This window comes from Alcaligenes sp. SORT26 (assembly GCF_017377875.1).
Lineage (GTDB): Bacteria > Pseudomonadota > Gammaproteobacteria > Burkholderiales > Burkholderiaceae_B > Alcaligenes > Alcaligenes parafaecalis.
On sequence record NZ_CP070975.1, the window covers coordinates 3611640 to 3625405 of the forward strand.

11 protein-coding genes are annotated in these 13766 nt (G+C 56.2%); 6 read left to right on the forward strand and 5 right to left on the reverse strand.

Features of this window, described 5'->3' with window-relative positions; all coding sequences use genetic code 11:
* Window positions 1-357 precede the first annotated feature (357 nt).
* Genes JYG33_RS16460 through coq7 form a run of 6 tightly spaced genes read left to right on the forward strand, consistent with a single transcriptional unit; the run spans window position 358 to window position 5246 of the window.
* The gene (locus JYG33_RS16460; RefSeq protein WP_153229054.1) at window positions 358-2013 is read left to right on the forward strand and encodes a cbb3-type cytochrome c oxidase subunit I; all 1656 of its coding nucleotides are present in this window, start codon (window positions 358-360) and stop codon (window positions 2011-2013) included.
* Window positions 2014-2020: 7 nt separating this feature from the next.
* Entirely contained in the window at window positions 2021-2611 is a 591-nt protein-coding gene (locus tag JYG33_RS16465; protein ID WP_207873235.1) for a cbb3-type cytochrome c oxidase subunit II, read from the forward strand.
* A 55-nt stretch (window positions 2612-2666) separates the two neighbouring features.
* Window positions 2667-3254, forward strand: coding sequence for a cytochrome c (locus JYG33_RS16470; protein WP_207873236.1), 588 nt, complete (start codon window positions 2667-2669; stop codon window positions 3252-3254).
* A gap of 21 nt (window positions 3255-3275) precedes the next feature.
* Entirely contained in the window at window positions 3276-3911 is a 636-nt protein-coding gene (locus JYG33_RS16475; protein ID WP_207873237.1) for an SCO family protein, read from the forward strand.
* Entirely contained in the window at window positions 3911-4546 is a 636-nt protein-coding gene (locus JYG33_RS16480; protein ID WP_207873238.1) for a hypothetical protein, read from the forward strand. The genes JYG33_RS16475 and JYG33_RS16480 overlap by 1 nt, the downstream gene beginning before the upstream one ends.
* A gap of 31 nt (window positions 4547-4577) precedes the next feature.
* Window positions 4578-5246: a 2-polyprenyl-3-methyl-6-methoxy-1,4-benzoquinone monooxygenase gene (coq7, locus tag JYG33_RS16485; RefSeq protein ID WP_207873239.1), complete on the forward strand. Its 669-nt coding sequence runs from the start codon at window positions 4578-4580 to the stop codon at window positions 5244-5246.
* A gap of 136 nt (window positions 5247-5382) precedes the next feature.
* Here coq7 and JYG33_RS16490 read toward each other — a convergent pair whose 3' ends face one another.
* From JYG33_RS16490 to JYG33_RS16510, 5 genes are all read right to left on the reverse strand, one after another.
* A complete protein-coding gene (locus JYG33_RS16490) occupies window positions 5383-8676 on the reverse strand; it encodes an autotransporter outer membrane beta-barrel domain-containing protein (protein WP_207873240.1) in 3294 nt (1097 codons plus the stop codon).
* Between the two features lie 832 nt (window positions 8677-9508).
* Entirely contained in the window at window positions 9509-10930 is a 1422-nt protein-coding gene (gene pyk / locus JYG33_RS16495) for a pyruvate kinase (protein ID WP_207873241.1), read from the reverse strand.
* Between the two features lie 29 nt (window positions 10931-10959).
* Window positions 10960-11358 (reverse strand): heme-binding protein, encoded by a 399-nt coding sequence (locus JYG33_RS16500; protein ID WP_207873242.1) that lies wholly within the window; start codon window positions 11356-11358, stop codon window positions 10960-10962.
* Between the two features lie 23 nt (window positions 11359-11381).
* Window positions 11382-12659, reverse strand: coding sequence for a glycerate kinase (locus JYG33_RS16505; protein WP_207873243.1), 1278 nt, complete (start codon window positions 12657-12659; stop codon window positions 11382-11384).
* A gap of 194 nt (window positions 12660-12853) precedes the next feature.
* On the reverse strand, window positions 12854-13738 hold the full coding sequence (locus JYG33_RS16510) for a 2-hydroxy-3-oxopropionate reductase (protein WP_045930827.1): 885 nt from the start codon (window positions 13736-13738) through the stop codon (window positions 12854-12856).
* Window positions 13739-13766: the final 28 nt, after the last annotated feature.

Consider the following 13766-nt stretch of genomic DNA (forward strand, 5'->3'; position numbering starts at 1 on the left):
CAAATCGGAGTAGAACCCTGCTCTTTGTAAGATTTAGACTGGTTTTGTTGATTGTCCTAGGATAAACTTCGGAACGGTACACGGCATTTTGAAACAGATATGTCACACGGGTTTACCCGCGCCTATAATGTCTGTCGCCCCTATACCAAAAAATGTCGTGCCCGTATTTGTTCTTTCTCAATAAACCCTGCTTTCCATGGGGGCTTTATTCAGACGTAACAAGCGGGTGTTTTAACATGACGGCTCTCGCGACCTAGGCAGTCGCAGATTTTTTGCGTCCATGCTCTTTCGATCTGCGACGCGTCAAGGTGCCGCCGAGCTGCTTGGCAGCTTCACATTAACCAGGCCTGGATCATTGTGAATACCGTTTCAATACTGCTACTAGCTTTCATATTGTCCGTTACAGGACTCTTTGTTTTCATCTGGTCGTTACGCCGTAACTTCTTTGACCACAGCCCCGCCGCTTCGCGAGAAATCTTCTCCAAAGGCGAAATCGGGCAGGTAGATGACCCCTCCGCCACCCCTGAACAACGTCAGGCACTTCAAGAAGAAATGGGTCGCAAGACAATTTCTGCTGAAGATCGTCAGGCGCTGAGCCTTGAATTGGCAGAACGCGTGGAAGCTGACCGCTCCTCCGCCAAGGTCACGTTCATTTTGCTGGCCTGTTCGGTCTTGTGGCTGATTTTCGCCTCGACAGCAGGTCTGATCAGCTCGATCAAGCTGCACGATCCCGAATTCTTGACGCAACACGCCTGGATGACGTTTGGTCGCATGCGTACGCTGCACCTGAACGGTGTGGCTTATGGCTGGGCGCCAATGGCCGCTTTCGGCGTTGCCATGTGGATGCTGCCTCGTCTGCTCAAGACTCCCCTGATCGGTGCGCGTTATGCCATCGCTGGTGGGATCCTGTGGAACATCGGTCTGGCTATCGGTCTGACATGTATCGCGATGGGTATCACCGACGGGATGGAATGGCTGGAAATGCCTTGGCAGGTTGATATCCTGATGGTTATTGGTGGTGCTTTGGCTGCCTTGCCATTGGTCTTCACCTTGCAGAACCGTCGTGCTCACCACCTGTATGTGTCGGTGTGGTACATGGGCGCTGCGTTGTTCTGGTTCCCCATCCTGTTCCTGGTCGGTAACCTGCCTGCCGTACACGTGGGTGTTGAACAAGCAACCATGAACTGGTGGTTTGGCCACAACGTGCTGGGTCTGTTCTACACCCCTATGGCTCTGGCCTCGGTGTACTACTTCCTGCCCAAGATCATTGGTCAGCCTATCAGTTCCTACAACCTGTCTCTGGTGGGTTTCTGGGGTCTGGCATTTTTCTACGGTCAGGTCGGTGGTCACCACCTGGTCGGCGGTCCGGTGCCGCAGTGGATGGTTACTCTGTCCATCGTGCAAAGCATGATGATGATCATCCCTGTGCTGGCTTTCTCGATTAACCAGCACTACACCATGAAGGGTCACTTCCGTACCCTGATTCACTCGCCCACCCTGCGCTTTATCGTGCTGGGCGGCATGATGTACACCGTCAGCTCCATTCAAGGTTCTTTTGAAGCGCTGCGCAGCATCAACACGATTACCCACTTCACGCACTTCACGGTTGCCCACGCCCACATCGGCTTGTACGGCTTCTTTACCATCGTGATGTTCGGTGCCATCTACTACGTGATGCCTCGCGTCATGTCCTGGGAATGGCCTTACCCCAAACTGATCTCCCTGCACTTCTGGCTGGTTGTGGTTGGTTTCTCCATTTACGCCATTGGTCTGAGTATTGGCGGCTGGCTGCAAGGTCTGGCCATGCTGGATCCCGCTAAAACCTTCATGGAATCGGTGTTTGTCACGATGCCGTACCTGAAGTCGCGCTCTGTCGGTGGTGGTTTGATGACTCTGGGTCACCTTGTGTTTGCCTTCCACTTTGTGGCAATGGCTTTGCGCTATGGCAGCCGTCGTATTGGTCCAGCCCTGTTTCACCAGCGCTCGGCAACTCGCAATGTAGTGGAGGCATGATTTAGTCATGGAAAGCGAATACAAACTATTGGGCGGCGCCATGGTGACGCTGGCCCTGGCCACATCGGCTCTGGTCGTTGTCCCTTACCTGCAAGTTAAAAAGGTGGAGCCCTCTCCAGGGCTCAAGCCTTACACCGAGGTGGAGCTGCGCGGCCGTCAGCAATACATTGATATGGGCTGTGTCTACTGTCACTCGCAGCAGCCACGTAGCCAGAATCAGGCTCCTGACTTCCAGCGTGGCTGGGGTCGTGCGTCGGTAGCAGGCGATTACTTCTACGACACACCACACTTGCTCGGCACCATGCGTACTGGTCCTGACTTGCTCAATATTGGTGCTCGTCAGCCTAGTGTGGACTGGCATCTGGGTCACTTGTATCAGCCTCGTGCTTACACCCCTGGCAGCAATATGCCTTCGTACCCCTTCATGTTCGAGCTCAAGGACAAGGCAGAGGAAGGCGATAAGGTTGTTAACTTGCCGGGCGCCTTTGCTCCCGAAGGCAAGGTGGTTGTGGCCAAGCAAGAGGCCCTGGACCTGGTTCAATACCTGTTGGCGCTGGATCGTACGTATCCCGTATCGCCAGCCAGCGTTATCAAATAAACAGGCATTGCTGAGCTAGCGCGCCCCGCACGGCGGGGCGCCTCGGAGAATTAGAATGAGCGACAATCATAAATATGAAGCACAGCAGCGTGAGTATTCCGATCCGGAAGAAAACGCAGCACCGATCCCCTGGGTAGTTCTGCTGATCATTGCAGGTCTGTTCCTGTGGGGCATCTACTATATTTTCAGCAGCGACCTGAGCCATGACGCAACCGTGGGCGACAACCGTATCGTTGCCGACTTCGAATTGCCTGAAGGCGCCGTAGACGGTCAACAACTGTTCGTAGCCCAATGTGCTGCCTGTCACCAGGCAACGGGTGCCGGTGTCCCAGGCGTGTTCCCTCCACTGGTGGGTTCCGAGTGGGTACTGCGCAAACCTGAAGTTTTGGTCCAGATCATGCTGCACGGTATTACTGGCGAGATCACGGTCAAGGGTAATAAGTACAATGGTGCGATGCCGGAATTCCGCGAGAAGTTCAACGACGAGGAAATGACGGCAGTTGTTAACTACCTGCGTACTGAATTAGGTGGCAACAGCGCCGATCCGGTGGATATGGCCTTTGTCAAAGCCGAACGTGAAAAAACAGCCGATAAAACCGATCATTGGAATGGGGACGCCGACCTGGCTCCCATGGAAGAGTAAGACTGAAATGATGGGCCAGCGATGAGACTATTTATCAGTATTCTCCTGGTTTTTGCCCTGGGTATTGGGGCTCTGGCCCATTTGACGCAAGGGTTTAACGCCCTGACAGCCGAGACAGCCCGTCGCAATGATGTGGCTGCCTCACCGCGTCTTATCTCCGATGTCGAAGTACTGCTCCCGGCCGGGGGCAGTGCGCAGCTCAGTTCCCTGCTGCAAAATGATGGTCGCATCACCATCGTCAATTTCATCTATACCCGCTGCGTCACGCTATGTCTGGCGATGGGCTCGGAGTATCAGCAACTGCAAAAAGCGATTGTGGACGAAGGCTTGCAGGACCGTATCCGCCTGCTAAGCATCAGTTTTGATCCCACCGATTCGCCCGATCACTTGCGCCGTTACAGCAAAACCATGAAGGCCAATCCGGACGTCTGGCAGTTTGTCACCATGATGCCCGGCGAGCAGCGTCAGCGCGTGCTGGACGATTTTGGCATTGTGGTCATTCCCGCTCCCTTTGACGAGTACGAGCATAATGCGGCGTATCACGTCGTCAGCTCCGAGCCGCGTTTGGGCCGCATTGTGGATTATGGCGAACCTATGCTGGCCTTGGCTTATGCCAAACGTGCTGTCGAGGAACTGGATCAGAAGGGGGCGATGTAATGTCTTTGAAGCGTGTCGTCGAAGCCACCAAAGTCCGGCCTTATCTGGGTAGTGCCCTGGCCTTGCTGGCCGCCTTGTTGTTTGCGGCAGCGGCTTTTTGGGACCGTCCCCTGACGGCATCCATGAGTCTGCACATGCTGGTGCATATTCCGCTATTGGTGCTCTCTGGCGTTGCCTTGCAGCTTTCCATGCGCTATCAGGGTGTGGGGCGCTCTCCCGCCATGCAGGCCTTGCTGCGCCCTTATTACGCCCTGAATGAATATGGTTTGCCCGGCCTGATCCTGGTCAGCTTTGCGGCGGCTTACTGGATGGTGCCCAAGGCGCTGGACGATGTGCTGGTGTCGCCTCCCATGGCCACTGCCAAGTACATTGGACTGGTGCTGATGGGTATGTTGTTCATGGAGTCCTGGCGACGCGCCCATCTGGTGTTTCGCCTGTTCTTCTTCGGTAACTTCAGTTGGATGATGGCAATTGTTGGCCTGCTGTATTACGACAATCCGGTTCGGCTCTGTAATTTCTATCTACAGTCCGACCAGGAGATTGCCGGCATAGGTCTGGTCATTATGGCTTGTGTGCTGCCATTGCTTTGGCTCTTGTCCGAGAGCAAGGCAGTGATCGGCTTTTTGCGGCAATAATACCCATCCATTTTGTTTTGCAGGTGTCCTCATGAGCCATACCGTTTCCAACAGCGATACCCGTCTGTACCGACGTAACAGCTTTTTTGACCAGATTCTGAGCGAGACGAATCGGGCCCTGGAAGTCCTGGGACGTTCGGCACGCGCTTCGCGTCCGAATCCCGCAGGCAAGGAAGTGTCCGAGATCAGCACCGACGAAGCTCGCCATGCCGCAGGCTTGATGCGTGTGAATCATGTGGGCGAGATCTGCGCCCAGGCCTTGTATCGTAGTCAGGCCATGCTGTGCAAAGATCCGCAAGCGACTGAAGTGCTGTTGCAGGCCGCTCAGGAAGAGGTCGATCACCTGTCCTGGTGCGACGACCGTCTGCGCGAGCTGGACAGCCGCCCTAGCGTCTTCAATCCTTTGTGGTATGCCGGTTCCTTCGCCTTGGGCTTGCTCGCCAGCCGGGCAGGGGTGCCGTATAACCTGGGTTTTATGGCCGAGACCGAGCGTCAGGTTGAAGAGCACCTGGAAAGCCATCTGGAGTCTTTGCCTGCCAGCGACAATCGTTCGCGTCGCATTGTGGAAAAAATGCGCGATGACGAAATTGAGCATCGTCGTACTGCCGAGAATCATGGGGCTGTAGGTTTGCCTCCACCCGTTAAAACCTTGATGCGCATGATGTCCAAAGTCATGACGACGACGGCTTATCGCTTGTAATTCATTTTTCTCAATTGGCGGCTGTGTGCAGCTTGCTGGATGAGCTAAGAAAAGAGGGGCTGTTCCTGGAACGGCCCCTCTTTTTTGTTCAAGCCGCCGGTTTGTGAAAAAAATGCAGTGGCCGGAGTCTATTGCTTTACCAGCGGTAGTTCAGATTCACCATACCGCTCATGCCGTAGGACGAACCCGAGCCTTGCTCACGGATAAAGCGGGCCGAGACCAGGGTGCTCTTGCTGATTTCGCCATCTACACCCAGTTGGATCTCGCCTGCATTGCGCGCGTTGCTGGCTTTGAAGCGGCTGTCGCCCACGTAGATGCCCGTGTCATTGAAGCGGTGTACCCAGGCCAGTTCCACGAAAGGACGCAAGGGCAGGGTGGTGGTGTCCGGGGCAGCCTCTACTCGCACACCAATGCGGGATTGGGTCGTGCTCTTGCGTTGAACGGCGTAGCTGGTGCCTTGCACTTCCCCTTCATCACCCGACAAGTGGCTGTATAGCAACTGGGCCTTAGGAGTGATCAGCACGGCGCTGTCCGGCGCGTACTTCCAGCCATAGCCGGTTTCAGCCGCCACTTGCCACAGATTGTTATTGTGTTTCAGCTCGCCCAGATCGCTGGTGAGCTTGCCACGGTAGTGCGTGAATTGCAGGGAGCTATCGACGAACCAGCCCTGGCGACTTTGAGCATCTTGCAGGTAGGTCGCGTATGCGCCCACGTTGTAGCCGGTACGTTTGTCCTTGGCATGCAGAGTGCTGTGACTGTTGAGATTCGCCGGGTCAATGAACTGGTTGCGAGACTTGGCCGAGATTTCGCCTACACCCGCCATCAGGCCGGTACGAAAATCGCCTTTTTCAAAGTTCTTGCCCCAGACATCACCGCCAAGCTGGAACATGCTGCTGTTGACCTTGGCATCGACGGAATCGTAATCCTCAAATCCCATCTTCTTGTCTGTACGCACTTGTGCGCGAGCCCAGATTTTGCGCTGCCCGGCGGCCAAACCTTGCTGGTTCAGCTCGCGCTCGTGGAAGGTATGGGCAAACAGATTCTGAGAAACGCGGTGGGCGGCCAGGTAAGCAGGGGCTTCCGGGGAGACGTTAACGTGCCCATCGGTTTCCGGGTCGGTGGGAACTTCGGGGTCCGGATTGTTGGTGGAGGAGGTCAGATACCACTGGTGGTTGTTGCTTTGGTCTTTGTCTCGGCTGACCAGACTGTATTCATAGCCATTGGCTGAGACGGTGTGTGTCGCAGGGCGGTAGCCGCTGGATTGGGTGCTCAGGGTGAAGGCGTCGTTGGCAATCGTCGCGCCAGTACCACTGACGACGAGCGGAATGCCGTGAACGGTCTGGCCGCCTGGGCCGCGCACGTTCAGGATATGCAGCTCGGTGTTGCCTGTCACTTTACCGTTGTCGCCAATCACCAGTCGGTCGGAGCCGGAGCCATCGCCTTCCAGGTAGACGCTCATGGCCATGTGGCCGCCACCTTCGTACTCATTCACGCTCAAGGTTTTAAAGCGCGTGCTCAGGTCTGGCTGGAACAGCAGGTAGCCGTCTTTATTGACGACCTTGTCCAGTTGGGAGGAGCGGGTCATCAACCAGGTGCTGCTGTTTTGCAGGTTTAGCGTTCCGACCGAGCTGTCCGCATCTTTATCAATACCGCCGACCCAGGCACTGCGTTCGTCCAGCGTCATGCTGTCCAGCTTGGCACCATTGCGTAGCTTCAGGTTGCCAGCCAGGGTGGAGCGTGTGCTGTTCAGGCTGGAGGAGCCCAGATTGGCTTGTGTGCCGTCCAGGGTCAGGAGCTGGCGACCATGAATGTTGCTGTCGCTGATATCCAGTGCCACGCCCACATTGCTGGCGCGCAGCGCACTGGCTTTGGCCGAGATGATGGAGCTGTTCTTGATGCTCTTGGCAATCTGAGTGCCGTCATTGCTGGCGTTACTCAAGCGGAAACCGTCGGCGTTGTTGCCGGAGGTTCGGACATTGAGCTGCTCAAAGTTGAAGATGGGATTCTCGCGCAAATACACACCTACGGCGCCATCACCCAGGGTGGTAATGTTGGCGACACCTTTCATGTCCAGGCGCGGGGTGCCGACGTCAGTACCGTCAAACATATGGACACCGTGGGCGCTGTTGCCTTCGGTCAGGATGTTGATGTTTGTAGTGCTGGCCGCTACATCCAGGCCGACGCCGTTATTGGTCAAGATATAGATGCCAGCGGCACCGGCGGCTTTGGTGTGGACATTGATGTCCTTGCCGTGGAATACAGCCAGGTCTTGACCGGGAGTTCCAGCCCAGGCGGGGTGCCCTTGCACGTAAATACCGTGTGCCGCTACGCCGTTAGCTGTGGTGGTGATGTTCACGCGCTCAAAAATGGCCAGACCCTGGCGCATATCAATCCCGGCGCGACCCACTTCCATGTCCACGTCCTGCATATGGATGGTGGCGTCATCCACGACCCAGACGCCAATAGCCGTGTTTCCGTTGGCCGCGCCCGTATCCTTGATGGATGTCTTCTTGACCGTCATGGTGCCGCCAGGCTGATCTAGTTTGAGGATCTGGCTACTATTGGCGCCTTCATAAAAGATTTTGCTGTCTGTAATCGTGGCGGTGCCACCATAGACACCAACACCGGAGGTGGCAGCCCGGCTGCTGCTGTCTTTCAGATCTGCGCCACCAATGTGAATTTCGCTGTTCTTGATGTTCAGTGTGCCGTCTCGATTGGCGCTGACGGACTGACCAAAAGAGCGCAAGACAGAGTTTTCAATATTCAGGGTGCTATCGCGGGGAACGGAAGCGATTCCCCCCGCTGTGTTCACTTGCACATTGCTCCAGTTCTGTGTGCTGCCGGAACTCATGTCCATCAGCGTGGATGCGCCGTTGCGGTGATTCAGGACCGTATCTTGCAGCCTGAGCGTGGAGTTCGAGCCTTGAGCAATCAGGTATTGTCCGTTGCCGCTGATGGTGCTGCCTTCAATGGTGGCGGTGCTGCTTCCGCCCAGACGAATGGTGGGAGCCTTGCGATTGTCGCTGGAGATCTCGCTGTCTTTGACCTTGAGTGTGGCATTGGAGCCGCTCAGGTGAATGGCTGCGCCCTGAGAGTTCGTGCCATTGCTGATGGTGCTGGTGACACGGCTATTATTCAACTCGACCGAAGTATTGCTTTGCCCTGAACCAATGGCGTAGACACGTTCGCCTTCTGCGCTGATCTGGGAGCCGTTGGCAGTGAAACTGTGGCCATTTCCTAAAATGACGGCGCCGCCTGTGGTCGTGCCCTGAAAAATAACCTGATCATCGGGGCCAATAAAGTTGGGCCCTCCGGCAGCGCCTTGGGTCAGATCGATCTGACTATAGGTTTCGGCCTGTGCCGAAATAGTCCCTGCGGCCAGTGCCACGCCGCTCAGCAAGCTGAGCATGATGGGGTTAAGTGCGAACATCTTTCATACTCCCTGTTGTTTTTGTCATCAGGGTGTTGGTTGGCAACTTCAGCCTTAGGCGGTGCGCAACTACACCCTATCTGAAACCAAGCATTTATCGAGCAAAGAAATCGCCATTTTGGTGCCCACCGTTGCGTGAGCTGAGCCAAGATGTGAAAACGGGCCTAGTGTTGTGCTAGGCCCGCCTGCGTATGATAGTGAAGCTTGTCTGGCTTTGTATCGAAGGGTGTCGTTTATTTGTGGTGTTTTTGTTTACGAACGTCACATTTTCCGCATCAAGAAAATTTCCTTGACGAAGCGGCCTATATACGGCGGCTTACAGCGGAGCGGGTTCATGATTTGGTGGCTTAGGGTTAACGACTAGATACCTGGTGGAGGATTTGCGCTAGGAAATTGATGCTTTAAAGCGACAAGATAAGCAAGCAAGGGTTTTCCATAGCATTTATCTTGCATTGCACCATTTTTGTGGGTAGACTTTAGTTATTGGATGTTGAAAAGAAAGCGGGAAAACAAGCGTAATAACCCTTAGCTTTCAGGCTCGATACTTTATCTGGTAGCCCAACTTGCCACGATTGTCTCCTCCACCCTCCTCCTTTGGTGGATTTGCCCGAGATCTCTAGATCTCGGGTTTTTTTTTGTGCGTCCCTTTTTTGTGAATGCTCTGGTCGGAGAAGCCAGCGTTTAAGCGGCTTGTGGCCTTGTTGATGTGCTTGCTGCCCGCCGGAACTGCTTTGGCTTCGCACGGTAAAACATGCTTCACAGTCCGAATAGAAAAAGCCTTGCCCATCATTGCTGATGGACAAGGCTTTTTTACTGTCAGGGTCGAACGTACTTACTTCTGTGGAACGGTAGCCACATGCAGCAAGTTGGTTCGACCGCTGGTGCCAAAGGGAACACCAGCAATCATCACGATGGTGTCGCCAGCCTGAGCAAACTCATGCTGCGCCGCCATATCCGTAGCGTGATCGATCATCTCGCCCAGATCACTGACGTCCTCGCAAGGCACGGCATGCACACCCCAGGCCAAGGTCAGACGGCGTGCGGTTTCCACACGGGGTGTCAGGGCCAGGATAGGGGCGATAGGCCGTTCACGACTGGCGCGCAAGGCGCTAAAGCCGGTGGTGGTGTAGGCCACGTTCGTTGCTGGCTCCAAAATGCTGGCCACGCGACGTAGAGCGCAGCAGATCGCATCTGCGGTGCTGGCCTCGGCGGTGCTGTGGTTCGCTTCCAGAATGGTGCGCCAGCTAGGATCGTTCTCAATTTCCTTGATGATGCTGTCCATGATGGACACGGCTTCCAAGGGAAATTCGCCCGAGGCCGATTCGGCGGACAACATGACGGCATCTGCACCCGAATAGATGGCAGTAGCCACGTCCGATGCTTCGGCACGGGTTGGCACAGGTGAGGTAATCATGGATTCCAGCATCTGTGTCGCCACGACGACCGGGCGACCTGCCGCACGGGCCGTACGCACGATCTGACGCTGCAACACAGGCACGCGCTGGGGTGGGACTTCCACGCCCAGGTCGCCACGAGCCACCATGACGCCATCACACAACTGGACGATTTCTTCCAGATGCTCCAGGGCCTGCGGTTTTTCCAGCTTGGCCATGATCCAGGCCTTGTCACCGATCAGCTCGCGGGCTTCACGGATGTCGCCAGGACGTTGCACAAAGGACAGGGCAACCCAATCCACGCCCAATTCCAGTCCAAACTTCAGATCGATCAGGTCTTTCTCGGTCAAGGGCGAGATAGGTAGTACCACGCCGGGTACATTCACGCCCTTGCGGTCGGACAGCGGGCCGCCGACCATGACCGTGGTTTCTGCAAAATCTGGACCAAAGCTGTCCACACGCAGACGCAGCTTGCCGTCATCCAGCAGCAGGTCTGTTCCATCTTCCAGCGCTGCGAAGATTTCGGGGTGTGGCAGGTAGGCACGCTGGCTGGTCCCCTCGGCGGGGTCCAGATCCAGGCGGAATTTCCGGCCGGTTTCCAGTGTCACACGGCCATCTTTCATTTTGCCCACGCGCAACTTGGGCCCTTGCAGGTCCATCAGAATACCGATACTGCGACCGGTTTCCTTTTCAATCTGACGAATGGTGTGATAGCGCGCGGCATGGTCTTCATGTGTGCCGTGGCTGAAGTTCAGGCGGAATACATCAGCTCCGGCCTCGAACAGTTCACGAATGCGTTCTGGCGTAGAACTGGCAGGACCCAGGGTAGCCAGAATGCGGGAATGACGTTGACGTTTCATGGGTTGTTGTCCTTAGGGGGATCGATAGCTCAAAGAGCAGCGATACCGGCGCGGGCGATCTGAGCGTCTTCCGGTGCTTTCACGCCGGACACGCCGACAGCACCAATCACTTGACCGTCCACCACAATCGGTTCGCCGCCTTCCAGTGGCGTGATGGGCATGGACAGAGCAGCAAAGCGACCGTTATTGACCATGTCTTCAAACACCTTGCTGGACTTGCCGCCGCTGAGCACGCAAGTACGTGCTTTCTCAGGGGCAACCAGGGCGCTCATCATGGGGGCGCCATCCAGACGTTGCAGCCAGAGCGGATAACCGCCTGCGTCGCAAATGGCGATGCAGACAGCCCAGTTGTTTTTCAGCGCTTCCTGCTCGGCAGCAGCGGCGATCTTTTTGACATCAGTCAGGGTCAGTACTTTCGTGTCTCTCATGTCCAGTCCTTTATAAAAAAGCGTTAATCGCTAGGGGGTAAAACCAGAATTGCACGGAAATCGTTGACGTTGGTCAGGGTAGGGCCCGTAACCAAGGAATCGTCCAAGGCTTCAAAGAAGCCATGACCATCATTATTGTCCAGACTGTCCCTTGGGCGTATACCTTGTTGCCAGGCACGCTCCAAAGTGTCGGGACCGCAGAAGGCTCCGGCAATTTCTTCCTGGCCATCCACACCGTCGGTATCGCCTGCCAAACCGTAGATACCGGGCGCGCCATTCAAGGCAATGGCGGTGGATAGCAGGAACTCCACATTGCGACCGCCACGGCCCTGGCCGCGCAAGGTCACTGTGGTTTCCCCGCCTGACAGCAGCACGCAAGGGGCCTGTGCGGGTTGCTCGTGCTGAGACACGCTCAGAGCAATAGCCGCCATGACTTTGCCCACATCGCGGGCCTCGCCTTCAATGCTGTCACCCAGCAAGACCGGACGCACACCACGGGATTCAGCTACGCGGGCAGCCGCGAGCAAAGCCAGTTGAGGTGTGGCCACCAGATGGGTGGTGACATGGGCCAGGCGTGGATCATCGGGCTTGATGGTTTCGCCATCGCCGCTTTCCAGCAGGGCACGGGCAGCGGCCGGAATCTCGATGCCGTAACGGGCAATGATTTCCAGCGCCTGCTCGCACGTGGTGGGATCTGCCACCGTGGGGCCGGAAGCGATGTCCATGGGCTTGTCGCCGGGGACATCGGAAATAAGCAGGTTCAGGACTCGTGCAGGGGCGCACGCCGCTGCCAGTCGGCCGCCTTTGATGGCGGACAGGTGACGGCGTACGGTATTCATCTCACCAATCGAAGCACCGGACTTGAGGAGTGCTTTATTGATGGCTTGTTTGTCAGCCAGGGTGACGCCTTCTCCAGCCAGGGGCAGCAGAGACGAGCCGCCGCCGGAGATCAGGCAGATTACCAGATCGTCTTCATTCAGATCGCTGACCGTGCGCAAAATCTCGCGGGCGGCATCCTCACCGGCCTGATCGGGTACGGGGTGAGAGGCTTCCAGGATTTTGATATGGTCGCACGGCACGCCGTAGCCATAACGGGTTACCACGACGCCGCTGATAGGGCTCTTGTCCCAGTGGCGCTCCAGCGCCTGGGCCATGGCGGCGGATGCCTTGCCCGCACCGATCACAATCGTGCGTCCTTTTGGGGCCTCGGGCAGATAAGGCGGAATGCAATGTTCGGGCTGAGCCGCATTGACGGCAGCCTGAAACATTTTGCTGAGTAAGTCTTGTGGCTCGATCTTCATGGGTCAATCCTAATGCAGGGCGATGGCAGCAGACCATCTTACTGCGCGACAGGGATGTGACTGCGTGAGAGCAGGACATCTTTGCTGCTAACTGGAAAAAAAAGCGGGCCGCAGCCCGCTTGCTGGATGTCCTGGCCGTGCTGGCGTGATGCCTGGAAAAAACCAGCCCGGACGGGAGCATCCTTGAACTGATCTTATTGACCAATCTCGTAGTTGGCCATGATCTCCAGAGCGCGGACCATGGCGGAGTGGTCTTGTGCTGCGCCACCGTGAGCCGCGCAGGTATTGAACAACTCCTGTGCTGTTGCGGTGTTGGGCAGAGCCACGCCCAGTTGACGCGCGGTGGTCAGAGCCAGGTTCAAGTCTTTCTGGTGCAGTTCAATGCGGAAGCCGGGATCGAAAGTGCGCTTGACCATGCGCTCGCCGTGGACTTCCAGAATGCGCGAGTTGGCAAAACCGCCCATCAGTGCTTCACGAACCTTGCCTGCATCGGCACCAGCCTTGGAGGCCAGCAACAGGGCTTCGCCCACCGCTTCAATGGTCAAGGCCACGATGATCTGGTTGGCCACTTTGGTGATTTGACCGTCACCGTAACCACCGACCAGGGTGATGTTCTTGCCCATCAGTTCAAACAAAGGCTTGACCTTGTCGAAGGCTTCTTGCTTGCCACCGACCATGATGGTCAGCGAACCGGCCTTGGCACCGACTTCGCCACCGGACACAGGAGCGTCCAGGTATTCGCAACCCAGTTTGACGATGCGCTCGGCAAAGCCTTTGGTAGCCACCGGCGAGATGGAGCTCATGTCCACCACGATCTTGCCAGCGGTAAGACCGGCGGCAATGCCGTCTTCGCCAAACAGGGCGTCTTCCACGTGAGGGGTATCAGGCACCATCGTGATGATGATGTCAGCCTGACGGGTGACTTCGGTGCCGTTGGCGCAAACGGTTGCGCCGGCTTCTTTCACGCTTTTGGGGAAATCGCCACGGGTGTAGGCAAACAGCTCATGACCACCCTTGATCAGGTTGACGGCCATGGGTGCGCCCATGATGCCCAAACCAATAAAACCGATTTTAGCCATTGTGTAATCTCCTAATAATTATGTGCAG

What these genes read in the sequence shown, in the direction of transcription:
- JYG33_RS16465 (WP_207873235.1), top strand. Translation starts at nt 2,021, where the DNA reads ATGGAAAGCGAATACAAACTATTGGGCGGCGCCATGGTGACGCTGGCC.
- JYG33_RS16470 (WP_207873236.1), top strand. Translation starts at nt 2,667, where the DNA reads ATGAGCGACAATCATAAATATGAAGCACAGCAGCGTGAGTATTCCGAT.
- JYG33_RS16475 (WP_207873237.1), top strand. Translation starts at nt 3,276, where the DNA reads ATGAGACTATTTATCAGTATTCTCCTGGTTTTTGCCCTGGGTATTGGG.
- JYG33_RS16480 (WP_207873238.1), top strand. Translation starts at nt 3,911, where the DNA reads ATGTCTTTGAAGCGTGTCGTCGAAGCCACCAAAGTCCGGCCTTATCTG.
- coq7 (WP_207873239.1), top strand. Translation starts at nt 4,578, where the DNA reads ATGAGCCATACCGTTTCCAACAGCGATACCCGTCTGTACCGACGTAAC.
- JYG33_RS16490 (WP_207873240.1), bottom strand. Translation starts at nt 8,676, where the DNA reads ATGTTCGCACTTAACCCCATCATGCTCAGCTTGCTGAGCGGCGTGGCA.
- pyk (WP_207873241.1), bottom strand. Translation starts at nt 10,930, where the DNA reads ATGAAACGTCAACGTCATTCCCGCATTCTGGCTACCCTGGGTCCTGCC.
- JYG33_RS16500 (WP_207873242.1), bottom strand. Translation starts at nt 11,358, where the DNA reads ATGAGAGACACGAAAGTACTGACCCTGACTGATGTCAAAAAGATCGCC.
- JYG33_RS16505 (WP_207873243.1), bottom strand. Translation starts at nt 12,659, where the DNA reads ATGAAGATCGAGCCACAAGACTTACTCAGCAAAATGTTTCAGGCTGCC.
- JYG33_RS16510 (WP_045930827.1), bottom strand. Translation starts at nt 13,738, where the DNA reads ATGGCTAAAATCGGTTTTATTGGTTTGGGCATCATGGGCGCACCCATG.